Raw genomic sequence first — 21,556 nt, 5'->3', positions numbered from 1 at the left:
TGGACGGAATGATGAGCGATGGAATGACGGCGGGGATGGGGCTGTGGATGGTCCTGTTCCTCGTCACGGTCCTCGCGCTGCTCGTGCTGGCAGCCGTGGGCACGGTCTCGGTCTACCGGCGGTTGCGCACGCGGCAGGGCGACGTCGCCGCCGTCGGTGGTGACACCGCGCGGGACCGGCTGCGCGAGCGCTACGCCGCCGGCGAGATCGACGACGAGGAGTACGAGCGGCGCCTCTCCACGCTGACCCACTGGAGGTGACCTCGGCGAGTGTGATCGAACCGACGAGGCTTGACCTTCGACTCGACTGGAAGGTTTACCGTCCGGGGTGTGGGTAGCTTTCGGATCTCCCAGTTGGCCGAGCGCAGTGGTGTCCCGGCGACGACGCTGCGGTTCTACGACTCCGCCGGGTTGCTCCCGGCCCAGCGCAGCGAGTCGGGGTACCGGGTCTACGAGGAACAAGCAGTCGAGCGACTGGAGTTCATCCGCGCGGCCAAGCACGTGGGGCTGCAACTCCACGAGATCCGCGAGCTGCTCTCGGCGTGGGAGCACGGGACGTGTTCCGGAGTGCGGGCCCAGCTGCGGCCGATGATCAGCGCCCGCATCGCCGACGCCGAACGACGAGCCGCCGAGCTGGAGGTGTTCTCCACCTCGCTGCGCGCGTCACTGGCGCACCTGGACGCACTGCCGGACCGGGCAACGCAATGCGACCCGACGTGCTCCTTCCTGGAGCTGCGCGGCTCCACCCGCGACGAAGCGGGCGTGACGCAGTGACCTACGTGATCGCGCAGCCCTGCGTGGACGTCATGGACAAGGCGTGCATCGAGGAATGCCCGGTGGACTGCATCTACGAGGGCGGGCGGATGCTCTACATCCAGCCGGACGAGTGTGTGGACTGCGGCGCCTGCGAACCGGTGTGCCCGGTGGAGGCCATCTACTACGAGGACGACCTACCGCAGCAGTGGTCGGACTACACGCGGGTGAACGCGGAGTTCTTCACCGAGCTGGGCTCGCCGGGCGGTGCCGCCAAGACCGGCCCCCTTGCTGTCGATCATCCAGTGGTCGCGGCCTTGCCCCCGCAGCCGGCGTAGCCGGCGCACCCACCACCACGATCCTGGTCGCCGCCTTCCTGCGGGACCCCTGAACCCCCGGGAAATGTGCAGCGTGTCCCTGTCACGAGTGGAGTGGCTCGAACGCCACCAGATCGTCATCTACCTCGCCGCCCTGGTCCTGGGAGCGGTCGCCGGGCTGGTCCTGCCGGGGGGCGCGTCGGCTCTGGAACTGGCGATCTACCCGGTGCTCGGGGCGTTGCTGTACGCGACGTTCCTGCAGGTGCCGTTCACGGCGCTGACCCGCGCCTTCCGCGACGTGCGGTTCCTCAGCGCCACGATGGTGCTCAACTTCGTCGTCGTGCCGGTGGTGGTGGCCGCGGCGATCGCGCTGATCCCGCTACCGCAGGCGGTGCTGCTGGGTGTCCTGCTGGTGCTGCTGACCCCCTGCATCGACTACGTGATCGTGTTCTCCGGGCTCGCCGGCGGCGCCCACCAGCGGCTCCTGGCCGCGGCCCCGCTGCTGATGCTGGCCCAGATGGTGGCCCTGCCGTTGATGCTGGTGCTGTTCATGGGGCCGGGCTTGGCCGACATCGTGGAGATCGGCCCGTTCCTGGAGGCCTTCCTGATCCTCATCGTGTTGCCCCTGGGGTTGGCGTGGGCCACAGAGACCCTCGCCGCCCGGCATCGCTCCGGCCAGCGGATCACCTCCGCGATGAACGCCGCGATGGTGCCGTTGATGACCGCGACCCTGTTCGTCGTGGTCGCCAGCCAGTTCCCCCAGATCGAAGACCAGGTCGGGGCGGTCATGAGCGTGGTACCGCTCTACGTGGCATTCCTCGTGGTCATGGCCGGTCTCGGTCTGCTGCTCGCCCGAGTGTTCCGACTCGACGTCCCCTCCTCCCGGGCCCTGATCTTCAGCGGGGCCACCCGCAACTCCCTCGTCGTGCTTCCCCTGGCCCTCGCCCTGCCCGAGGCCTACGCCATCACCCCGGTCATCGTGGTCACCCAAACCCTGGTCGAGCTGATCGGCATGGTCATCTACGTGCGCGCCGTCCCGTGGCTGGTCCCTGCGCAGGCACGGTCGATGCGCTAATCGGCACGTCAACGGGGTGGGCGAGGGCGCGGAACGGGATCGGGCACGACGCCGCGCACGAGCAGGTGTCCAGGTCGGTGCATCCGGCGTCGAGGACGTCGAGCAGGGTGGCCCGGACCGCGGTCAGGTCGGCGATCTTGGTGTCGACGTCGGCGAGCTTGGCTCGTGCGGCCGCGCGCAGCCCTGGTCGCGGGCCGCGGTGCGACCCGAGGTCGAGCAGGTCGGTGATCTCGTCGAGGGTGAACCCGAGCTGCTGCACCGCTTTGATGGTCCGCAGCACCCGCAGCGCGTCCGGTCCGTACTCGCGGTGCCCGCCCAGTGAGCGCTGCGGGTCGGGGAGCAGGCCGCGGCGCTCGTAGTAGCGCAGGGTCTGCACGCTCACCCCGGCCGCGGCGGCCAGCTGCCCCGAACGCAGAGCCCCGGTCATGACCTCGAGCCCGCTGCGTGTGCCTGTCGGATGATCCCGTCGAGCACGTCGACCCGGGTGTCGGGGACCCGCACGTCGAGCTGGAGCTCCCCACGGTCGGGGGTGAGCTGGAAGTCGAAGAACGAGCAGCACGTGGACTCCCGGGCGATCAGCTCCCGCGCGGAGGCCTCCACGTCCGGGTCGCCCGCCAGGACCAGCCGCAACCAACCTGGTTCCCGCCGCTCCAGCCGACGCAGCGCGCCCGTGAACAGGGCGTCGAACTCCGCGACCCGCAACGGCTGCTCCGCGATGGGCAGCGTGCACGCATCCGCCGGCACCCACGACCCCGACGGGGCCGGCAACGCCGCAGCGGCACCTGCGCTTCGAGTCAGGACCGGGTCCAGCAGGTCGCGCACCGCCTGCGCGGGTTGCGCACCCACCAGCGTGCGGATCGGTTCACCGCCCTCGAACAGCATGAGTGTCGGGGTCGAGGAGATCTCGTAGCGGCGCACCAGCTCCGGGTTCTCGTCGGCGTTGACCGTGACGACCGGTACCCGGTCGGCGTACTCGGCCGCCACCTGTTGCAGTGTCGGTGCGAACCGGCGGCAGTTCCCGCACCAGGTCGCGAAGAACTCCACCAGCACCGGCCCAGCGCCCGTGCGCACCTGCCGATCGAACGTCGCGTCACCGACCTCGGTCAGGACGCCGGCACTGGTCGTGTCGTGCACCGCACTCGCCTCCATCACAGTCCGCATCTCGGGCCCCGACATCACGGTAAGTCTGTACCTAGGTACCGGATGCAAGTAGGCGAGTTACGAGCTGGTCGGGCCGCGGCGGGGTGAACTGTCGGATGTGTGCCCCCGTGTCGGTGTCGAGGAGGCGATCCGGTCGCACCAGCAGCTGTGCTCTGCGGCGGCCGGTTGCCTTCGGCGTTGGCCTAGTGACCTCTCGCGCGGTATCGCCGCCGAGGCCGAAGAGCGCTGACCCTGTACTCGGGTACGGGGTCATGCTGGCAGATGAGGACGAGCGAGGGACCTGTGATCAAACCTGCACCCGACGGTGTCGGGACGGAGCCGAGCGCGACGTGACCCTGCGACACCGAACTCGGTCCCGGCTGCTGCCCGTCGCGCTACCCTGCGCCCATGAGGCGGGTCCTGGTCCGTGGTGCGTCGGTGTACCTGCTCTTCGCCGTGATCGGACGCTTCGTCGAGGCCATGGGCGCGGTCCGCTGTGGCTGTGCACCGAGCTGCTGGTGTCACCAGCCGGTCCTGAGCACCTTCCGCTGGGTGTTCCCGGTCGGTCACCAGCCCGGCGCCGGCTGCTCGTAGCCACGGACGGGCCCCCTGCGACGGCCCGACGGCGGACTCCGGCGTTGAGTGCCCCGGGCCGCTCCGCGGCTGGTCGTGGGTGGCGGCGACATGATCGGTGGTTCGCCGGCCCGGGTCGGGCTGCGGGCGGTGTTCGCCCAGCCCGGCTACCGGCGACTCTGGTCGGCCCGCACGGCCTCGCAGGCGGGGGACGTGTTCGCCACGGTGGCGTTGGTGTTGTTGGTGTTCGACCTGACCGGCTCGGCGCTGGAGGTCAGCGCGGTCGTGTTCGCCGAGATCGCGCCGGTGCTGCTGCTCGCCCCGCTGGCCGGCACGCTGGTCGACCGGCTGCCACGGGTCTTGGTGATGGTCGCCGCGGACCTGTGGCGCGGCGTACTGGCCGCGGCGCTGATCGTCGTCGGGGACAACGTGGTCGCGGTGTACGTGATCGCGTTCGGGCTCTCGGTCGGCGCGGTGCTGTTCAACCCGGCCGCGAACAGCGCCCTGCCGACCCTGGTCCGCGACCACGAGCTGGTGGCCGCGAACAGCGGGATCTGGACCGCCGCGGTGCTGTCACAGATCGCGCTCGCCCCGGCCGCGGGGGTCCTCTACGCCGCATTCGGTGCCGGACCGGCGTTCGGGGCCAACGCCGCCAGCTTCGCCGTCAGCGCCGTCCTGCTCATCGGGCTGCGCCTCCCCGCACCACCGCCCTCGACCGAGCGGCGCGGGTTCTTCGCCGACGCCGTCACCGGGCTGCGCGTCCTCACCGGCGACCGGCTGCTGCGGGTGCTGGCGGCCGGGCAGCTGCTCGCGGCGTTGTCCGCCGGCGCGACCAGCGCGCTGCTGGTGGTGCTCGCCCGCGACCACCTCGCCGTCGCACCGTCGGCATATGGGCTGCTGCTCGGCGCGATCGGTGTCGGTGCGGCGCTCGGCCCGTTCCTGCTGACCCGGCTGGTCGACGATCCCCGCCGCCCGGTGTTCGTGTTCGGCCCCTACGTCCTGCGCGGCCTGGTCGACGTCGTCCTGGCCGTCTTCACCGCGCTGCCGCTGGCCCTGGTCGCGCTCGCCGCCTACGGGCTGGGCACCTCGACCGGCGCGGTCACCTTCAACTCCCTACTCCAATCCCACACCCCCGACGCCCTGCGCGGGCGGATCTTCGCAGCCTTCGACATGCTCTGGCAGCTCGGGCGGCTGGTCTCGCTGCTCGTCGGCGGACTGCTCGCCGCCGCCATCGGCATCCAGGCCGTCTACGCCCTCGGCGGCGCCCTGCTGTTGCTCGCCGCCGCCATCGGATGGACCGGCGCCCGCCCGGCCGCAGCGCGACCACATCTCCGTGATCCCGCTGAGGGGGAAGACGAGACCGGCAGTGCGTGGTGACCCGCTGGACAACCTACGGCGGCAGCCGGAGCCGATCACACCGCGTCGGTCTCGACGACGATCTCGGAGTGCAGGGTGCGGTGCACCGGGCAGCGGTCGGCGATCGCCAGCAACGCCGCGCGCTGGGTGTCGTCGAGGTCTCCGTCGAGGTGGATCGCGCGGACGATCCGGTCGAGCCGGCCGGTGTCGGTCTCGCAGGAGACGCAGTCCGCGGCGTGCAGCTTGTCGTGGGTGAGGGTCACGGTGCTGCGCCGCAGGTCCCACCCCTTGCGCTCGGCGTACATCCGCATGGTCATGGTCGTGCACGCTCCGAGGGCGGAGAGCAGCAGCTGGTAGGGGTCGGGGGCGCTGCCGAGACCACCGGCGGACGGCGGTTCGTCGGCAGACCACTCGTGCTGCGCGGTGCGGATGCGCTGGGTGAACCGGCCGACACCGTTCTCGCTCACCTCGACGGTGCCCGGCTCCGGGGCCGTCCGGTCGAGCTGGGCCTGGTCGAGGTAGGGCGCGGCCCAGGCGGCGATGATGGCGGCGACCCGGTCGGCGTCGGCGGGCCGGGTGAGCAGGTGGTCGGCGCCGTCGAGGGCGACGAACGACGCCGTCGGCCCGGCGGCGTCGAGGATCGACCGGGCGTTGCCGACGTCGACGATGTCGTCATCGGGGGCGTGCAGCACCAGCAGCGGGCGGTCGAGCGCGGCGAGGCGGCTGTGTTGGGGCTGGTCGGCGATGTCGTCGAGGAAGGCGCGCCGGACCTGGAACGGGCGCCCGCCGATGTGCACCACGGCGGTCCCGCCGACTTCGATCTCCGGACGGGCCCCATCGAACGGGTGTGGGTCGAACAGGTGCGTCACGTGGTCGGGGGAGAACGGGGCGCCGATCGTCGCCACGGCCCGCACCTCCGGGATCCGGGAGGCCGCGGCGATGACGGCGGCACCGCCCAGCGAGTGCCCGACGAGCAGGGTCGGTGCGCCGACCTCGGCCCGCAGCCAGTCGGCGGCTCGTACGAGGTCCTCGACGTTCATCGAGAACGTCGAGTCGCCGAACTCCCCACCGGACTCGCCCAGCCCGGTGAAGTCCAGGCGGAGCACTCCGATGCCGCGGGCGGTGAGGCCGCGGGCGGTCCGCGTCGTGGCCCGGTGGTCCTTGCTGCAGGTGAAGCAGTGCGCCAGCAGGGCGAGCCCCAGCGGTGGTCGCGCCGGCAGGTCGAGGTGGGCGGCGAGCGGGGCTCCGGCGCCGCCGATGGTGTGTCGGACACGTGTCACGTGATCGGAACCCGGTAGCCCTCGTCGCGATTCCGACAGCGGGCCCCGGCCGTCCGTGTGGACGACCGGGGCGGTGCTGATGCTCGGGCTCAGACGGCCGGGGCCTGGGGGACGTCCAGCTCGGTGCCGACGTAGTGGTTGAAGTAGTTGGTGTAGAGGTTGGCGGCGATGTGGGCGAACGCCTCGGTGAGCTCCTGGTCGCTCCAGCCGGCGGCCTGGGCCTGCTTCCAGGTGCCGTCCTGCACGGCGCCCACGTCGAGGGTGGCCTCGCGGGCGACGGCGAGCAGGGTGTCGAGCCGGTCGTCACCGGTCGGTCGTCCGGCCCGGGCCGCGAGCATGGTGTCGGCGTCGAGGCCCGCGGCCTTGCCGCCGAGGGTGTGCGCGGACTGGCAGTAGTCGCAGTTGTCGGCCGCGCCGACCGCGAGGGCGATGGCCTCGCGGGTCTTCCCGTCGAAGGTGCCGTGGGTGGCGATGGCCTCCTGCATGGCGGCGTAGGTGGCGAGGACGACGGGGGAGTGCGCCATCAGGGCGTGGATGTTGAGCAGCTTGCCCATCTTCTTGCTCAGCGTCTCGAGCGTGGGTCGGGTCTGCTCGGGGGCGTCGTCGAGGGTGTGGACGGGAACGCGGGGCATGGTGCCTCCTGAAGGTCGACTGTTGTGCTCGAACTCTCGGGGTAACCGGGCACGGCCGAGGTTCACACCGGCACTGTCAGCGAGACGACAGGATCAGGCTGATCGGGTCCGCTGCAGGGCCGCGACGTCGAGCAGCCGCACCGAGGAGTAGCCGACCTCGACGTGCCCGTGCCGCTCGAAGTCCTTGAGGATCTTGTTGAGCGAGGGTCGGGCGACGCCGAGCATCGCGGCCAGGGTGCGCTGAGGCAGCCGGACGACCCCGCCGCCGTCCGGGTCGTGGTCCGCCTCGTCGAGCAGCAGCCCGGCCAGCTGCGCCGGCAGCGGCCTGCCGAGCAGCGCGATGAGCCGTTCGTGGCTGGTCGCGAGGCGTTGCGCGACGCTGGAGAGCCACCGGCGGGCGATCGCGGGGTGCCGGGCGAGCAGCTCCTCGAAGTCCGCGGGGCGCAGGTGCAGGCAGGTGACGGCGTCGACGGCGCGGGCCGCGTAGGGCAGGGCCAGCCCGAGCAGCAGCGGGATGTCGCCCTCGACGTCGCCGGGACGCAGCACCCCGACGACGACCCGGTTGCGGCCGGAGGCGACGCTGAGCTCGACGTGGCCCGAACGGATGATCCACACCCCGGGGTCGGACCCGGTCGACGCCCCGAACAGCGGCGCCCCGGCGGCCAGGTCGACCGGTTGCAGGGTCGCGGCCAACGCGGCCACGTCGGCCGGGGCGAGCGGCGCGTTGGTGCCGCGCCCGACGCAGCGCGCGACCCACGCGGCGTCGCGGACGGTGGCGTCGGCGGTCACTGATCCGGCTCGTGCGGTCCGCAGCGCCTGGGACCACCGGCTGAGCTCCATCCACGGATCGTGTCACCTCGCTGACAGTCCCCGGTTGGGGGTCGGGACCAGCGGGTTCCCTGCTCTGGTCAGCGGAGGCCGTGATCGGGGTGGATCCTCGGTCCGCCCGACTCCCCTGCAGAAGGAGCCCCGGTGGTCCACCGCCCGCACACCGTCGCCTTCGACGTCGTGGAGACCCTGATCTCGCTGGAGCCGTTGCGCGCGCGGTTCGTCGAGATCGGGCTGCCCGACTCGACGTTGGAGCGGTGGTTCGACCGGATGCTGCGCGACGGCATGGCCCTGACCTTGTCCGGGGACTACGAGCCGTTCCCGGCGGTCGGCAAGGCCGCGCTGCGCGTGATCGGCGGCGGTCGGCTCTCCGACGAGGACGTGACGCACGTGATGGACGGGTTCGCGACGCTGCCCGCCCAGCCCGACGCCGAGCAGGCCATGCGGGTGCTCACCGAGGCAGGGATCGACGTGGTGTGCCTGAGCAACGGGGCCCGGGAGACCACCGAGGCGTTCCTGGAGCGCAGCGGCCTGGACCGGTTCGTCGAGCAGGTGATCAGCGTGGCCGACGTGCGGATGTGGAAGCCGCCGCGCGCGGTCTACGACCACGCGCTGTCCCGGATCGGCCGCCCGGCGGAGGAGGTGGCGTTGGTGGCGGTGCACGCCTTCGACTGCCACGGCGCGCACGCGGCCGGGCTGACCACCGGGTGGGCCGGGCGGTTGGAGCGGCACTACGCGGAGATCTTCACCAGGGCCGATGTGCTCGGCGAGGACCTGGTGGACGTGGCCAAGGCGCTCACGGCCCTGCCCGCCCGCTGAACGATGACGCAACACCCGAGAAGAAGGAGCAGTACCTGATGGCAACCCTGCGTACCCACCTGACGATCGACCGCCCGGCCGATGAGGTGTGGTCGGTGGTGAGCGATGCCGGCAGCATCTCGGCGTGGTTCCCGATGGTGGCGACCTCGGAGGCAGGTGGCGGCGAGCGGCACTGCATGCTCGACGGCGACGTCCCGCTCGACGAGGAGATCGTCACCAACGACGCCGAGCTGCGCCGGTTCCAGTACCGGATCGTCGGTGGCGGGGTCCCGGTGGAGTCGCACCTGGGCACGGTCGACGTGCTCGAGCAGGGCGGCGCCAGCCTGGTCGTCTACAGCACCGAGGTCACCCCCGACGAGGTCGCGGGCACCCTCGGCCCGGCGATCGAGGACGGCCTGCGCGGGCTCAAGTCCTACTGCGAGTCGCGCGGCTGAGAACTCCTGGAAGATCCGTGACCCGGCCCGGGTTCCCTGCGCGACCACCACCGTCGGCGCAGGGAAGGGATCACGACGTGCTCGATCGGATACGCGAGTGGGAGCGGCGGACCCGGCCCGCCGACCCCGCGTTCGCCGCGGCGCTGGCGCGCCGCTGGGCGGAGCTGCCCGACGTGGTGAAGACCCCGGGGCAGGTCCTGGGCCGGTTCGGGGTGGGCTGCGAGGGCACGCACGGCGTGTTCCCGGCGTGCGACCTGGCCTGCACGCCGTGCTACCACTCGCGCGACGCCAACCGGGTCCGCGTCGACGGCGCGCACACCCGCGCGCAGGTGCAGGCGCAGATGGCGACGCTGCAGCGGCTGCGCGGGCCGCGGGCGCACGCGCAGCTGATCGGCGGCGAGGTGACGCTGCTGCCGCCCGACGACCACGCCGAGTCGCTGCTGATCATGCGCCGGCACGGGCGCGAGCCGATGAGCATGACCCACGGGGACGTCGACGACGACTACCTCGACCGGCTGGTGCTGGGCCCGGACGGGCACAGGCGGCTGGACCGGGTGTCGTTCGCGGGGCACTTCGACTCGTTGATGTTCGGCCGTCGTGGGATCCCGCGCCCGCCCGACGAGGCGTCGCTGCACCCGTACCGGCGCCGCTTCGTCGAGCGGTTCGCGCGGCTGCGCCGCGAGCACGGGGTGCGCTCGTTCCTGGCGCACAACATGACGGTCACCCCGGTGAATGTGGGGGAGGTGGCCGACGTCGTCCGGGAGGTGGGGGCGATGGGGTTCGGCATGCTGTCGTTCCAACCCGCCGCGTTCGTCGGCGACGACCGGCGCTGGCGCGAGGAGTACCGCGCCGGGGACGTGAGCGCGGACGCGGTGTGGGCGCAGATCGAGCGCGGCGCCGGCACCCGGCTGGACCATCGGGTGTTCGAGAACGGCGACGTGCGTTGCAACCGCACCGCGTACGGCTTATCCGTCGGGCCGCGCTGGTACCCGGTGCTCGACGGCGACGACTCCCGCGACCTGCGCGTCCGGGACGAGGTCTTCCGCCGGCTCTCTGGCATCGGGCTCGCCGCCACACCCCGGCCGCTGCTGGCGGTGAAGCTGGCGCGGCTGGTGGCGCGGCACCCGTGCGTCCTGTCGGTGGCGCTCGGCTGGGCGGCGCGCACGGTGCGCCGGGTCGGGCTACGGCCGCTGCTGCGCCACGGCGTCCGCCCGCTCACGTTCGTGATGCACCGGTTCATGGACGCCGCCGACGTGGCACCCGCCTGGGAGCTCACGCAGCAGGGCGTCCTCAGCGACGACCCCCGGCTGCGGGAGACCCAGGAACGGCTCGCCGCGTGCCACTACGCGATGGCCCACCCCGAGACCGGGACGCTCGTCCCGGCCTGCGTACAGCACAGCCTGCTGGACCCGAAGGAGAACGCCGAGTTGACCGTCCTGCTCCCGATGCCCACCGCCCGCCGCCGGAACGGAACCCGATGACCTCATCAGCCCTCCCGCCGCCGCCCGATGGGAGCGCGTGGGACCTGCTCGTCGTCGGCGGCGGCACCGCGGGCCTGGTCGGGGCGCGCACGGCGGCGTCGTTCGGGGCGTCGGTGCTGATGGTGGAGCGCGACCGGCCGGGCGGGGACTGCCTGTGGACGGGCTGCGTCCCGAGCAAGGCGCTGCTCGCCGCGGCGTCGGCCGCGGCGGACGCCCGCGGCGCGGCCCGGCTCGGGGTGCACGTCGACGGGGTCCGGGTCGCGTTCGACGAGGTGATGGCCCACGTGCGGGCCGCGATCGCGACGATCGAGCCCGTGGACTCGCCGGAGGCGATGCGCGCCGCGGATGTCGTGTACGCGGCCGGGAGCGCGAGGTTCACCGGCCTGGCGACGGCCGAGGTCGACGGCCGGCGGCTGCGCTTCCGGCAGGCGCTGGTCGCCACCGGATCGGACCCGTCGCTCCCACCGATCCCCGGGCTCGCCGAGACTGACCCGCTGACCAGCGACTCGGTATGGGACCTGACCGAGCGGCCCGACCGGCTCGTCGTGCTCGGCGGCGGCACGATCGGATGCGAGCTGGGACAGGCCTTCGCCCGCCTCGGCAGCACCGTCACGATCGTCGAGGCCGCCGACCGGATCCTGGGCAACGAGGACCCCGACGCCGCCCGGCTGGTGACCGACGGGCTGGCCCGCGACGGCGCGACGGTCCTCACCGGGACCCCGGTCACCGCCGTGGACGGGGCAGAGGTGGTGCTCGGCGACGGGCGTCGGATCCCCGCGGACCGGGTGCTCGTCGCCGTGGGCCGCCGCCCCGACACCCGCGGCCTCGGGCTCGACGCGGCCGGGGTCGCCACCGACGACCGGGGGTTCGTCGCCGTCGACGCGTACCTGCGCACCAGCAACCCGCGGATCTGGGCGGCCGGGGACGTCACCGGGCACCCGCAGTTCACCCACGTCGCGGGGGTGCACGGATCCACCGCGGCGTCCAACGCGGTGCTGGGTGTGCGCCGCGCCGCCGAGGTCACCGCGGTACCCCGCGTCACGTTCACCTCCCCGGAGGTCGCGTCGGTCGGGGTGCCCGCGGAATCGGACGGCACGACCACCCGCACCCGGCGGCACGACGAGGTCGATCGCGCGATCGCCGAGGGACGCACCGTCGGCTTCACCCGGCTGGTGCTCGACCGGCGCGGCCACATCGTCGGGGCCACCGTCGTCGGCCCGCGGGCGGGAGAGACCCTGGCCGAGCTCACCCTCGCCGTCCACCGGGGCCTGCGGGCCCGGGACCTGGCCGGGGTCATGCACCCCTATCCCACCTGGGGCGACGGCCCGTGGAACGCCGCTGTTGCCGAGGTCCGCGAGCAGCTGGCCGGACCGGTGGCGCGGCGCGCCACACACGCGGCCACCGCGCTGCGCCGCCGCTGGCTGGACCGGGGCGCAGGGTCTCACCGCAGCGCGCGGTAACCCGCCACGATCCGGTGGGCGGCGCTCACGCCCACCAGCGCGGCCCACACCACCGCGATCTGCGGAGCCCAGAACGGGAACAGCAGCCACACGGTGTGCACCACGATCGTCTCCCCGCCCTCGGCGAGACCCCCCAGGAACGACAGCGACCGGCCGTCGTCGATCGTGGCGCCGGTGCGCTCGGCGATGGAGGAGAACGCCAGGAACGCCGCACCGTTGATGTAGTAGGCAAGCAGCACCAGCAGGAACGGCCACAGTGGTCCGCCGCCGAGCTCGGCGCTGCTGCCTACCGCAACCCCGACGACGGTGGCGCCGTAGACGGTGAAGTCCGCGGTGATGTCGAAGAACCCACCCGCTCCCGCGTCGACCTCACCCCTGGTGCGCCGGCGCCGGGCGAGCGGGCCGTCCAGCCCGTCGGCGAGCCGGGAGGCCAGCCACAGCAGCACTGCCGCGGTCCACAAGCCGGCCGCGGCGGCCCCGGCGCTGCCCAGGCCGAGCACCAGTCCGGCGGCGGTGATCCGGTCCGGGGTGACGGCCGCGACGTCGAGCGCGGCGGCCGCGCGGTCCAGCGGGTGTTCCAGCAGCCGGCGGGCCCGGGCGTCGAACATCAGGTGGCCGGTTCGGCCCGGCGGCGGCGAGCGACGACGAGCCCGGCCACCGACAACGCGACGAGCCCGCCGACGGCGAGCAGGAACGGCAGCGAGCCCGGCTCGGTTCCGAACGCACCGATCGCGACGAAGGCGGTGGCCCCGGGCAGGATCCCGACCGCGGTGCCCGCCACGTAGTCACGGGTGCGGACGGCGGTGAGGCCGCACAGGTAGTTGAGCGCGTTGAACGGCAGCAGCGGCACCAGCCGCACGCCGATCACGGCGAGCAGGCCGCGGCGGCGCAATAGCGCGTCGAGGCGGCGCAGCCGGTCGTTGTCGACCCGCTCCACGGCGCGCCGCCCCAGGCCGCGGGACAGCCCGAACGCCCCGACCGCGCTGAGCAGGGCGCCGGCCATGACGACGGCGAGCCCGCCGGCCAGCCCGAACAGCACCCCGGCGGCGATGCTGAGAACGGTGGCCGGGGCCGGGGTGAGGGCCAGTACCGCGTAGAGCGCGGCGAAGAGGAGGGGACCGAGCCAGCCCACTCCGTCCACCCAGGTGCGGACGTCCTCCACCGGAGGCACTCCGACGGAAACCGCCACGGCGACGCCGATCCCGAGCACGCCCACCAGGATCAGCGGCCGGATCCACCAGCGGTCGGGTCGGGTACTCGGCACGCGGTCGTCGCTCACGGGTCAGGGAACCCGCTGGTGCCGCCGATTGCTTCCCCGATCGCGGAATCAGCTGCTCGCCGACCGGGTTCCCCTCCCGACCTGCGCCGGCCCTCGGACACGGACCGGATTCCCCCGCGCGGCCCCTGGAGGATCTCACGTGCCCCGCTCCGCTTCCCGTTTCATGGCGCTGCTCTGTGGCGCCACCGCGATGCTGACGGCGTGCGCCACGTCGGCGCCGACCGGTGGCGGCGCTTCGCCCGATCCCACTGACTGGGCGTCCGTGCTCGACACGGCGAAGGGTCAGACGCTCGACTGGTACATGTACACCGGGGACGAGGCGATCAACGGAGTCGTCGAGGGATACGTCGCGCCGCGCCTGCTTCAGGAGTTCGGGGTCACGCTGAACGTGGTCGGCGTGGCCGACACCGCCGACGCGGTGAACAAGGTCCTCGCCGAGCGCCAGGCCGGCCGCGCCGGCTCGGGCACGGTGGACGCCATCTGGATCAACGGGGAGAACTTCGCCACCGGCCAGCAGGCCGACCTCTGGGCCTGCGGCTACCCCGAGGTCCTGCCCAACGCGCAGTACGTCGACCTGACCGCGCCCGTCGTGGCCACCGACTTCGGCGTCCCGGTGGACGGTTGTGAGGCGGCGTGGCAGCAGGCGAACTCCGCACTCGTCTACGACAGCGCCCGCCTCACCCCGGCCGACGTCATCTCGCTCACCGCGCTCGAGGACTGGGCTCGGGCCAACCCCGGGCAGTTCACCTACCCCGCTCCGCCGGACTTCACCGGCTCCATGGCGGTGCGCACGTTCCTCTACGACACCGCCGGGGATCCAGCGATGCTGGCCGGCTCGACCTACGACGCGGCGACGTTCGCGCCGCTCGCCGACCGGCTCTGGGCCCGCCTCGACGCGCTGGAGCCCGCGCTGTGGCGAGGCGGGGAGACCTACCCGACCAGCCAGGACGCCGTGGAGCAGCTCTACGCCACCGGGGAGATCGCCGCGTACCTGACCTACGGCCCGGGCACCGTCGCGGCGAAGGTCGCCGACGGAGCCTTCCCGGCCACCACTCGCACCGCCGTGCCGGGCGTCGGCAACATCGCCAACACCAGCTACCTCGCGATCCCCGCCGACGCCGCGGACCAGGCCGCGGCGCTGGTGCTGGCGAACCTGCTGCAGGACCCGCAGACCCAGCTGCGCTTCTACGCCGAAGGCGGCATCTACCCGGTGATCGACATCAACCGGCTCGCGGCGCCGGAGCGGGCCGAGTTCGACGCGGTGGTGCTCGGCCAGTCGGTGCTGTCGCTCGACGAGCTGACCGCCCGCGCCCTGCCCGAGCTCGACACCGGCTATGCCACGGCGGTGGAGGACGGGTGGACCGCCGCGGTGCTGCAGCGGTGAACCTGCGTGGCGTGGCGTTGGGAGTGGCGACCCGGCCGTCGCGACTCCCGCGAGGGCTGCGGGTCGCCCTGTTGCTCGCCCCCGCGCTGACGGTGGTCGTCGTGCTCTTCGGCGGCGGGTTCGTCCAGGCCGTCGCCCAGAGCATCGGCTACCAGCCGTTCCTCCCCGCCCGGGGCCCGTCGCTCGACGCCTACCGGACGGTGTGGGCCGATCCCGCGGTGCGGGCGTCGGTGGGCATCACGCTGCGGGTCGCGACGGTGTCGACCCTGGCCGCCGCAGTGCTCGGGGTGGCTGCAGCGTTGTTCGTGCGCTCACTGTGCCGGACCCGCCGGGCGTTCGCCGCGCTGCTGCAGGTGACGTTGCCACTGCCGCACGCGGTCGCCGCGCTGGCGATGATCCTGCTGCTGTCGCAGTCCGGTGCGCTGTCGCGGGCGGTCTCCACCCTCGGCTGGGTCGACGCACCCGTCGACTTCCCGGTGCTGACCCAGGATGCATTCGGCTGGGGCATCATCGCCTCCTACGTGTGGAAGGAAGCGCCGTTCGTGGCGGTCGTCGTCCTTGCTGCGCTGTCGTCCGGCGTCGCCGAACTGGAGGACGCCGCTCGTGCCCTGGGCGCGAGCGCGTGGCAGCGCCTGCGACACGTGCTCGTCCCGGTACTGGCCCCGGCGCTGGGCGCCGCGTCGGTGCTGGTGTTCGCGTTCACACTCGGCTCCTACGAGGTGCCTTTCCTGCTCGGCCGCCCGTTCCCGGCGACGTTGCCGGTGGTGGCCTATCAGCAGTTCCGCGACCCCGACCTCGCCGCCCGGCCGCTGGCCATGGCGATCGCGGTCCTCACGACCCTGCTCGTCGGTGCCTGCGCCGTGGCTTACCTGGCGCTCAGCGATCGGCTCCGCCGATGAGGAGGCTCGGAGCCGGTGTCCTGGTGGCGTTCCTGCTCGTGCCGTTGCTCCCGCTGCTGCTGTGGGCGGTGGCCGGCGACTTCCGCTACCCGGCCGTGATGCCGGCGTTCTCCGATCGCGGCCTGCGACTGCTGGGTGAACCCGCAGTGCGATCGGCGGTGGGCACGTCGCTGCTGATCGCGCTCACGGTCGCTGTGCTCGCCACCCTCATCGGCGCCGCGGCCGGACGGGCGATCGGCCTCTATGCCTTCCCCGGCCGCCGTGGCGTCCAGCTGCTGCTGCTCGCACCGGTGATCGTCCCGACGCTCGCGGTCACCCTCGGCATCCAGGTCTACTTCATCCGCTACGGGCTCGCTGACTCTGTTGCCGGGGTGGTGCTGGTGCAGCTGATTCCGACGGTCCCCTACGTGAGCCTGGTGATGGCCGCATCGTTCGCCGGACTCGATGTCGACATCGAGGACGCGGGCCGGGTGCTCGGCGCGGGACCGGTACGCCGCCTGGTGCACGTGACCCTGCCCGCCGTCGCGCCCGGTCTGGCAGTGGCGGCCCTGTTCGCGTTCCTGATCTCCTGGAGCGAGTACATCCTCACCCTGCTGATAGGAGGAGGCACCGTGCGGACGCTGCCGCTGCTGCTGTTCGCCTTGATCGGGTCGGCCGACCTCACCGCCGCCGCCGCGCTGTCGCTCGTGATCGCCGCCCCACCGGTGTTGCTGGTCGGTCTCACCGCGCGTTTCCTCACCGGCGCCTCGCCGGCCGTGGTCGGGTTCGGGCGCCTGTGATTGGCGGGGAGCTGGCCGTCTCCGGGCTGCGAGTCGCCTACCGGGCCGGTGTCCCGGTCGTCGACGGGGTCGACCTGGTGGTGCCCGGTGGAACCCTGACCGCGCTGCTCGGCCCGTCCGGTTGCGGGAAGACCACCGTGCTCAAGGTCGTCGCGGGGCTGCTCACCGCGAGCGCGGGCGAGGTGACGGTCGACGGGACCTCGCTGCTCGGGGTCCCGGCCGAGAAGCGTCCGGTGGGTCTGGTGTCCCAGAAGCCGCTGCTGTTCGGCCATCTGAACGTCGGCGACAACGTGGCGTTCGGGCTACGGATGCGGGGGGTCCCGCGCGCCGCGCGGCGTCGGCGGGTGGCCGAGATGCTCGACCTGGTCGGGCTGCCCGACCTCGCCCGGCGCCGCGTCGGGGAGCTCTCCGGCGGACAGGAGCAGCGCGTGGCGCTGGCCAGAGCGCTGGTACTCGACCCGCGGGTGCTGCTGCTCGACGAACCCTTCTCCGCCCTCGACGCCGAGCTGCGCCACCGGATGCGCGACCTGGTCCGGCACCTGCAGCGCGAACTGTCGATCACCATGCTGTTCGTCACCCACGACCAGCACGAGGCCGTCGACCTCGCCGACCGGGTCGTGCTGATGCTCGACGGCCGGATCGAGGCCGCCGGTACGCCGGCGGGTTTCTACACCGACCCGCCGACGCTGGCGGCCGCCCGGTTCTTCGGCGGGGTCAACGAAGTGCCCGGGACCGTGAGCGGGTCGTCGTTCACGTGCGCCCTCGGCGAGCTGGCACTCGGTGCCCCGGCTCGCGAGGGCCCGGGAGTGCTCGTCGTCCGCCCCGAGTCGCTGCGCATCCTCGGCGCCGGAGATGCACCGAACACCGTGGCGGCCACGGTGCGCGAGACGCGGTTCCGCGGCACCCACCGCACCGTCGTGGCCGTGGCGGGCGGGATCGAGCTCACCGCCTCCACCGCACCCGCCCTCCCGGTCGACCGGGGCGACCGGATCCATCTGCAGCTGCCGCCGTCGACGTGCCGGGTACTGCCCGCCGCCGCACCCCTGGACGACACCTCCACCACCAGCCGGAACGAGGAAGCCCGTGCGTGAACAGCACATCGACACCGATCTCCACGGAATCGTGCTGACCGACGTCTCGACCGGGTCCCCCGTGGACCTCGGCCACCTGCCCGGGGTACAGATCCTGACACTGATCAGGCACCGGTTTTGACTGCCCTGCCAAGAGCACCTGGTCCAGGTGCAGCAGGAGCTCGACGGTGCGGTACCGCTCGTCGTCGTCGGGTTCAGCCCGGCCGAGGCGCTCGCTCCGCTTGCCCGGTACCTCGGTCTCACCGGGCTGGTGCTGTCGGACCCCGACCGGCAGCTCTACCACCGGCTCGGCCTACGCCGTGCACCGATCTGGCAGGTCTACTCGCCCGGCACGATCGCCCGCTACGCGATGCTCAAGCTCCGTGGCGCGACCCTGAACAAGCCTGTCGAGGACACCCGGCAGATGGGCGGTGACGCGCTGGCCATGGACGGCCGGATCAAGCGGCTCTGGCGGCCGGCGACGCCCGACGACCGGGCTTCACCTGTCGTCATCGCCGCCGCCGCCCTGGCGCAGGCCCGGCCCGGCGGCTGATCCGCGGGAGCCGGCGATCCAGCGACGCGGCGGTGGTCCACTGGAGCTCGCGGAAACCGGCTCACGAACGCCCTGTCAACGGCGGCCGAAAACTGACCCCTTGGCGGCACGTGGGTTCCGTCGACACGCCCGCCGGCGATCGAGCGGAGTACCTCGGCTGCCGGTGCCGGGTGGTGACCGAGATCGCAGCTGGCCGACGTGCGGGTTCGGGCGTCGCGTTCGAGTACGAGGAGGACTGTGAGGACGTCTGCTCGGTAGTGGTGGTGATCGACCTGACGGCTGGGAGAAGCTGATCGTCGCACTCGCGGTCCCCGTATCGCGGTTCGCCGGGCGGGGGAGCGAACTCGAGATGACGCTCCGAAGGTGGATCTCCTCTCGCACGGGCTGCCTCCCGACCCGCTCGGGTTCCACTCGAGCGGCGGCGAAGTGACAACGGGCCCGAACCCGACCCATGCAGGACCTCTGCGCCGCGCCGGGGTCATTGCCCATGGAACGTGACCAGCGCGGTCGTCGAACGCGGGTCCGGTCAGGTAGGTCGACACAGGCTGACCGAGGTGGTGCACGGCATCCGCGAGCTCGGCACTGGGTGGTCGCGCGGTTCCAGGTCCGCCAGGCCGACGTACCCAGCCGGTCGACGGGCGCACTTCGTAGTGGGACCGGCGGTCGCAGGCGCCGCGGCCATGCGTCGGGGCGTCCGACCCTGCCCGACTCCGGGTTCGCCTGCGAAGGGCCGAGCGCCCACCCGATGCCGAGTGAGACCGCCCACCAAGTCATCCGGTAGTCGGTCATGTCGTGCGGTCTCACGTCGATCGAGCGAGCGCATCGAGTCCTTCGCGCTCGCCCGGCATCGGGCGGACCCGTCGCGCCCCACCGCGTCCGGCGGGGCCGCCCGGCTCGTGGTCGGGTGCGTTCGGATCTCCCTTGGAGCCCCACCATGACGAGCACCGACTCCTTCTTGTCCACCCGCAACGCCTCCGTCGCCGACCTGGTCGCGCTGCTACAGGCCCAGCACGCCGCGAAGCTCGACGTCGTCGCCCCGGCCCGGCACCTCATCGCCGAGAACGGTCGGCTGCGGCTGATAGGGGTCGGCGAACCCCGCCTCACCCCCAACGGCGTCACCGTGGGGGAGACGGTGCTGCGTCCGACCAGAACCGCCGACGCCGGGATCGCGGACAAGCTCGGCATCCCGCTGCCCTACCTGCGGCGGCTCCGCGCGGAGCAGGTCGGTCTCTACGACGCGAACGTCAACACCTGGCTGGGTGTCGAACCGGATCGCCGGTTCCTGGTCCGCGGGCTGCACGACCCGGACGGTGGGAGCGGGGTGGCGCGGGCGGTCCTGTCGGACTCCTACCGCATGGTCGACAACCTCGACGTCCTGATGGCCGCACTCGAAGGCGTCCGCACCGCCGGCGTCCCGGTCGACATCGCCGGGTGCGACCTGACCGAGCGCCGGATGTACGTCAAGGTCCGCGCCCCGCAGGTCGCCGAGTACGCCCCCGAGCTCCTGGCCGGGTACCGCAGCCCGTTCACCGGGGCACGCGGGGCGGACAACCCGCTCGTCTTCGCCGGGTTCGTCCTGTCCAACTCCGAGACCGGGCACGGGTCGTTCTCGCTGACCCCGCAGCTCACCGTCGAGGTCTGCGACAACGGCATGACCATCACCCGCGACGCCGTCCGCGAGGTGCACCTCGGTGGGCGGATGTCCGACGGGGTGGTGCGCTGGTCGGCCGACACCCAGGACGCGGTGCTCGACCTGGTCGTCAAGCAGGCCCGCGACGCCGTGGCCACGTTCCTCGACCACGGCTACGTCCGGGCGAAGCTCGCTGAGATCACCCGTCAGGCCGGGGTCGCGATCACCGACCCGGCCGCGACGTTGGAGCACGTCGGGAAGGCGCTGCGGTTCACCGCCGAGCAGCAGGCCACGATCTTGGCCCACTTCATCTCCGGCTCCGACATCACCTCCGGAGGCGTGCTGCACGCGGTGACATCGGCCGCGCAGACCCTCGACGACGCCGACGCCGCGCACGACCTGGAGCGCCACGCGCTGCGCGCGATGACCCTGGCCGCCGCCCACGCCGGCTGACCCCACCCGCGACCACGGCGCAGCCAGGCGCTGAACACGGTCGACCACGACGCGGGTCCGGTCCCGGCCCAGCCTGGCCGGGTCCGGGCCCGCCCCACCCAGAGAGGACCTTCCATGTCCAGCATCACCCCGGCCGGGTCACCCGGCACCCCACTTTGCGACGATCCCGGCTGCGTAGCTGCGCGTCGGCGACCTGATCCACCGTGCCCGGCCCCGGAAAGAGCGACGCGGCTGCGTGCTCGTCGCCCGGGCCGCGCTCGTCGAGGATCTCGTGCAGCTGACGCTCTACGACTCCGGCCACCCCCACCGGCACTCCCGCTGCCCACCGGCCCGACGATCGGGTGACGCTCGCCTGCCGGGACCTGATCGAACCCGACGACGGACTGACCGCGTGGACCGACGCGCGGTGGCGCCGCGCGCACCGCCGCGGCGCGGCGTTCGCGTTGATCGACCAGATTCGCGCCCGCAACGTCGGGCTCTCCCCAACGGTTCACAATGGGCGACCGACTCCGTAGTTGGCGGCTGGGTGACTCTGACCGCGACCTGCGTGCGCCGACACATGACGCTGCGCCCCGAACTGCGTCGCGACACGCTCCAGGACAGACTTGCGTTGTAGCTAGATGCATGAAACTTTTCACGGATGCAGCTACAGCACCAGGAGCTGGTGGAGAGTCTCGCGCGGCAGCACGACGAGGACTTCGCGCTCCTGCACGCCGACTTGCGCGAGGCGTTGCCCGAGGTGGCGTCACGGTGGGCGGACCGATTCCCGAACGCGGCGGACATGAGTGGGCACAACCGGTGCACTGCGGTGCGTCAGACGCTGCTGAGCATGTTCGACGGCCGGGGTGAGAGGCCGTTCTCGCTGCTCGATGCTCGCGAGGGGCCGGGGCTGTCCGTGGTGTTGTCGGACGGGTCGGGCACCCGAATCCGGGTCCGGAGGTGGCCGACGGACAACCTGAAGCGGCGGATCCGGGTGGTGGATGTGCCACCTTCGGGACAGAGCGAGGCGTTGGCGGAGGCGCGTCAGCTGGCGCTGGACGAGGGGCACGAGGAGCTGGTCCTGCCGCGGTCGGCTGGAGGCCCGTTCGACGTGTTCGTGCTGTGGTGGGCCGACGACGACGAGGTCGAGCTCGCGGGGGCGGAGCTGGCAGCGGTGGCGGACATCGACTCGTCGTCGGTGGTGCGAATCCTGGCGACCGCGCCGTTGCCGGCACCGGAGCCGGTCCGGGCCGAGCCCCCCGCGGCAGATCCTGGGCCGCACGGCGACTTCGACGAGTTCGACGAGTTCGACGACGTGGCGGGCACGGGCGATATCACACCGGCGTAGTTCGGGTGGGGGTGGTTGGTGGTGCGCGATGCGAG

Annotated in this window: 25 protein-coding genes; 18 read left to right on the top strand and 7 right to left on the bottom strand. The window is 72.6% G+C overall.

Annotation, left to right across the window (positions count from 1 at the left end; all coding sequences use genetic code 11):
* The first annotated feature begins 11 nt into the window (after positions 1 to 11).
* From I4I81_RS12335 to I4I81_RS12320, 4 genes are all read left to right on the top strand, one after another.
* Positions 12 to 260, top strand: coding sequence for an SHOCT domain-containing protein (locus I4I81_RS12335; protein WP_218603085.1), 249 nt, complete (start codon positions 12 to 14; stop codon positions 258 to 260).
* 69 nt (positions 261 to 329) lie between these two features.
* Complete coding sequence (locus I4I81_RS12330; protein WP_218603072.1) at positions 330 to 773, top strand: MerR family transcriptional regulator; 444 nt, start codon at positions 330 to 332, stop codon at positions 771 to 773.
* Positions 770 to 1,090 (top strand): ferredoxin, encoded by a 321-nt coding sequence (gene fdxA / locus I4I81_RS12325; protein ID WP_218603073.1) that lies wholly within the window; start codon positions 770 to 772, stop codon positions 1,088 to 1,090. The genes I4I81_RS12330 and fdxA overlap by 4 nt, the downstream gene beginning before the upstream one ends.
* Positions 1,091 to 1,154: 64 nt before the next feature.
* Positions 1,155 to 2,144: an arsenic resistance protein gene (locus I4I81_RS12320; RefSeq protein ID WP_218603074.1), complete on the top strand. Its 990-nt coding sequence runs from the start codon at positions 1,155 to 1,157 to the stop codon at positions 2,142 to 2,144.
* On the opposite strand, the gene I4I81_RS12315 is transcribed toward I4I81_RS12320, so the two are convergent.
* Both I4I81_RS12315 and I4I81_RS12310 read right to left on the bottom strand, forming a co-directional pair.
* Complete coding sequence (locus I4I81_RS12315; RefSeq protein ID WP_218603075.1) at positions 2,086 to 2,571, bottom strand: MerR family transcriptional regulator; 486 nt, start codon at positions 2,569 to 2,571, stop codon at positions 2,086 to 2,088. The genes I4I81_RS12320 and I4I81_RS12315 overlap by 59 nt on opposite strands.
* Positions 2,568 to 3,320, bottom strand: coding sequence for a thioredoxin family protein (locus I4I81_RS12310; RefSeq protein WP_225924557.1), 753 nt, complete (start codon positions 3,318 to 3,320; stop codon positions 2,568 to 2,570). The genes I4I81_RS12315 and I4I81_RS12310 overlap by 4 nt, the downstream gene beginning before the upstream one ends.
* Before the next feature lie 372 nt (positions 3,321 to 3,692).
* Between I4I81_RS12310 and I4I81_RS12305 the strand changes: the two genes are divergently transcribed.
* Complete coding sequence (locus tag I4I81_RS12305; RefSeq protein ID WP_218603076.1) at positions 3,693 to 3,878, top strand: hypothetical protein; 186 nt, start codon at positions 3,693 to 3,695, stop codon at positions 3,876 to 3,878.
* 90 nt (positions 3,879 to 3,968) lie between these two features.
* A complete protein-coding gene (locus I4I81_RS12300) occupies positions 3,969 to 5,234 on the top strand; it encodes an MFS transporter (RefSeq protein ID WP_218603077.1) in 1,266 nt (421 codons plus the stop codon).
* A gap of 35 nt (positions 5,235 to 5,269) precedes the next feature.
* Here the strand turns inward: I4I81_RS12300 and I4I81_RS12295 are convergent, their stop codons facing one another.
* The 3 genes from I4I81_RS12295 to I4I81_RS12285 form a co-directional block, all read right to left on the bottom strand.
* Entirely contained in the window at positions 5,270 to 6,493 is a 1,224-nt protein-coding gene (locus I4I81_RS12295) for a bifunctional alpha/beta hydrolase/OsmC family protein (protein ID WP_218603078.1), read from the bottom strand.
* An 89-nt stretch (positions 6,494 to 6,582) separates the two neighbouring features.
* A complete protein-coding gene (locus I4I81_RS12290) occupies positions 6,583 to 7,125 on the bottom strand; it encodes a carboxymuconolactone decarboxylase family protein (protein WP_218603079.1) in 543 nt (180 codons plus the stop codon).
* Positions 7,126 to 7,218: 93 nt separating this feature from the next.
* Positions 7,219 to 7,965, bottom strand: coding sequence for a Crp/Fnr family transcriptional regulator (locus tag I4I81_RS12285; protein ID WP_218603080.1), 747 nt, complete (start codon positions 7,963 to 7,965; stop codon positions 7,219 to 7,221).
* Positions 7,966 to 8,097: 132 nt separating this feature from the next.
* Here I4I81_RS12285 and I4I81_RS12280 point away from each other — a divergent pair, with 132 nt between their 5' ends.
* From I4I81_RS12280 to I4I81_RS12265, 4 genes are all read left to right on the top strand, one after another.
* A complete protein-coding gene (locus I4I81_RS12280) occupies positions 8,098 to 8,772 on the top strand; it encodes a haloacid dehalogenase type II (RefSeq protein WP_218603081.1) in 675 nt (224 codons plus the stop codon).
* Positions 8,773 to 8,810: 38 nt separating this feature from the next.
* Positions 8,811 to 9,206, top strand: a complete 396-nt coding sequence (locus I4I81_RS12275; RefSeq protein WP_218603082.1) for an SRPBCC family protein — start codon at positions 8,811 to 8,813, stop codon at positions 9,204 to 9,206.
* Positions 9,207 to 9,283: 77 nt separating this feature from the next.
* On the top strand, positions 9,284 to 10,687 hold the full coding sequence (locus I4I81_RS12270; protein ID WP_218616043.1) for a hypothetical protein: 1,404 nt from the start codon (positions 9,284 to 9,286) through the stop codon (positions 10,685 to 10,687).
* On the top strand, positions 10,684 to 12,147 hold the full coding sequence (locus I4I81_RS12265) for a dihydrolipoyl dehydrogenase family protein (RefSeq protein ID WP_218602617.1): 1,464 nt from the start codon (positions 10,684 to 10,686) through the stop codon (positions 12,145 to 12,147). Before I4I81_RS12270 ends, I4I81_RS12265 begins: the two co-directional genes overlap by 4 nt.
* On the opposite strand, the gene I4I81_RS12260 is transcribed toward I4I81_RS12265, so the two are convergent.
* Together I4I81_RS12260 and I4I81_RS12255 are read right to left on the bottom strand one after the other, a co-directional pair.
* Positions 12,129 to 12,755 (bottom strand): CDP-alcohol phosphatidyltransferase family protein, encoded by a 627-nt coding sequence (locus I4I81_RS12260; protein WP_218602618.1) that lies wholly within the window; start codon positions 12,753 to 12,755, stop codon positions 12,129 to 12,131. The genes I4I81_RS12265 and I4I81_RS12260 overlap by 19 nt on opposite strands.
* Positions 12,755 to 13,411 carry a TVP38/TMEM64 family protein gene (locus tag I4I81_RS12255; RefSeq protein ID WP_218602619.1) on the bottom strand — a complete coding sequence of 219 codons (657 nt, stop codon included), beginning with the start codon at positions 13,409 to 13,411 and terminating at the stop codon, positions 12,755 to 12,757. Before I4I81_RS12255 ends, I4I81_RS12260 begins: the two co-directional genes overlap by 1 nt.
* Before the next feature lie 154 nt (positions 13,412 to 13,565).
* Between I4I81_RS12255 and I4I81_RS12250 the strand changes: the two genes are divergently transcribed.
* The 8 genes from I4I81_RS12250 to I4I81_RS12220 all read left to right on the top strand — a co-directional run bounded on the left by I4I81_RS12250 (position 13,566) and on the right by I4I81_RS12220 (position 21,521).
* The gene (locus I4I81_RS12250) at positions 13,566 to 14,810 is read left to right on the top strand and encodes an ABC transporter substrate-binding protein (protein WP_218602620.1); all 1,245 of its coding nucleotides are present in this window, start codon (positions 13,566 to 13,568) and stop codon (positions 14,808 to 14,810) included.
* An 11-nt stretch (positions 14,811 to 14,821) separates the two neighbouring features.
* Entirely contained in the window at positions 14,822 to 15,709 is an 888-nt protein-coding gene (locus I4I81_RS12245; RefSeq protein ID WP_218602621.1) for an ABC transporter permease, read from the top strand.
* Entirely contained in the window at positions 15,706 to 16,488 is a 783-nt protein-coding gene (locus I4I81_RS12240) for an ABC transporter permease (RefSeq protein ID WP_218602622.1), read from the top strand. Before I4I81_RS12245 ends, I4I81_RS12240 begins: the two co-directional genes overlap by 4 nt.
* Positions 16,485 to 17,579: an ABC transporter ATP-binding protein gene (locus I4I81_RS12235; RefSeq protein WP_226363901.1), complete on the top strand. Its 1,095-nt coding sequence runs from the start codon at positions 16,485 to 16,487 to the stop codon at positions 17,577 to 17,579. The genes I4I81_RS12240 and I4I81_RS12235 overlap by 4 nt, the downstream gene beginning before the upstream one ends.
* The gene (locus I4I81_RS31160; RefSeq protein WP_267461542.1) at positions 17,572 to 17,700 is read left to right on the top strand and encodes a hypothetical protein; all 129 of its coding nucleotides are present in this window, start codon (positions 17,572 to 17,574) and stop codon (positions 17,698 to 17,700) included. Before I4I81_RS12235 ends, I4I81_RS31160 begins: the two co-directional genes overlap by 8 nt.
* Positions 17,701 to 17,727: 27 nt before the next feature.
* Entirely contained in the window at positions 17,728 to 18,111 is a 384-nt protein-coding gene (locus I4I81_RS12230) for an AhpC/TSA family protein (RefSeq protein ID WP_218602623.1), read from the top strand.
* A gap of 934 nt (positions 18,112 to 19,045) precedes the next feature.
* Entirely contained in the window at positions 19,046 to 20,194 is a 1,149-nt protein-coding gene (locus tag I4I81_RS12225; protein WP_218602624.1) for a DUF932 domain-containing protein, read from the top strand.
* Between the two features lie 640 nt (positions 20,195 to 20,834).
* Positions 20,835 to 21,521, top strand: a complete 687-nt coding sequence (locus I4I81_RS12220) for a hypothetical protein (RefSeq protein WP_218602625.1) — start codon at positions 20,835 to 20,837, stop codon at positions 21,519 to 21,521.
* Positions 21,522 to 21,556: the final 35 nt, after the last annotated feature.

Source organism: Pseudonocardia abyssalis (assembly GCF_019263705.2).
Taxonomy (GTDB): Bacteria; Actinomycetota; Actinomycetes; order Mycobacteriales; family Pseudonocardiaceae; genus Pseudonocardia; species Pseudonocardia abyssalis.
Note: the sequence above shows the minus strand (reverse complement) of the source record. Positions and strands in the feature narration are given on the sequence as shown.

Excerpts from the sequence above, each read along its gene's own strand:
- I4I81_RS12335 (WP_218603085.1), top strand. The coding sequence starts at position 12 with ATGAGCGATGGAATGACGGCGGGGATGGGGCTGTGGATGGTCCTGTTC.
- I4I81_RS12320 (WP_218603074.1), top strand. The coding sequence starts at position 1,155 with ATGTGCAGCGTGTCCCTGTCACGAGTGGAGTGGCTCGAACGCCACCAG.
- I4I81_RS12315 (WP_218603075.1), bottom strand. The coding sequence starts at position 2,571 with ATGACCGGGGCTCTGCGTTCGGGGCAGCTGGCCGCCGCGGCCGGGGTG.
- I4I81_RS12310 (WP_225924557.1), bottom strand. The coding sequence starts at position 3,320 with ATGTCGGGGCCCGAGATGCGGACTGTGATGGAGGCGAGTGCGGTGCAC.
- I4I81_RS12305 (WP_218603076.1), top strand. The coding sequence starts at position 3,693 with ATGAGGCGGGTCCTGGTCCGTGGTGCGTCGGTGTACCTGCTCTTCGCC.
- I4I81_RS12300 (WP_218603077.1), top strand. The coding sequence starts at position 3,969 with ATGATCGGTGGTTCGCCGGCCCGGGTCGGGCTGCGGGCGGTGTTCGCC.
- I4I81_RS12290 (WP_218603079.1), bottom strand. The coding sequence starts at position 7,125 with ATGCCCCGCGTTCCCGTCCACACCCTCGACGACGCCCCCGAGCAGACC.
- I4I81_RS12285 (WP_218603080.1), bottom strand. The coding sequence starts at position 7,965 with ATGGAGCTCAGCCGGTGGTCCCAGGCGCTGCGGACCGCACGAGCCGGA.
- I4I81_RS12275 (WP_218603082.1), top strand. The coding sequence starts at position 8,811 with ATGGCAACCCTGCGTACCCACCTGACGATCGACCGCCCGGCCGATGAG.
- I4I81_RS12265 (WP_218602617.1), top strand. The coding sequence starts at position 10,684 with ATGACCTCATCAGCCCTCCCGCCGCCGCCCGATGGGAGCGCGTGGGAC.
- I4I81_RS12260 (WP_218602618.1), bottom strand. The coding sequence starts at position 12,755 with ATGTTCGACGCCCGGGCCCGCCGGCTGCTGGAACACCCGCTGGACCGC.
- I4I81_RS12240 (WP_218602622.1), top strand. The coding sequence starts at position 15,706 with ATGAGGAGGCTCGGAGCCGGTGTCCTGGTGGCGTTCCTGCTCGTGCCG.
- I4I81_RS12225 (WP_218602624.1), top strand. The coding sequence starts at position 19,046 with ATGACGAGCACCGACTCCTTCTTGTCCACCCGCAACGCCTCCGTCGCC.
- I4I81_RS12220 (WP_218602625.1), top strand. The coding sequence starts at position 20,835 with ATGCAGCTACAGCACCAGGAGCTGGTGGAGAGTCTCGCGCGGCAGCAC.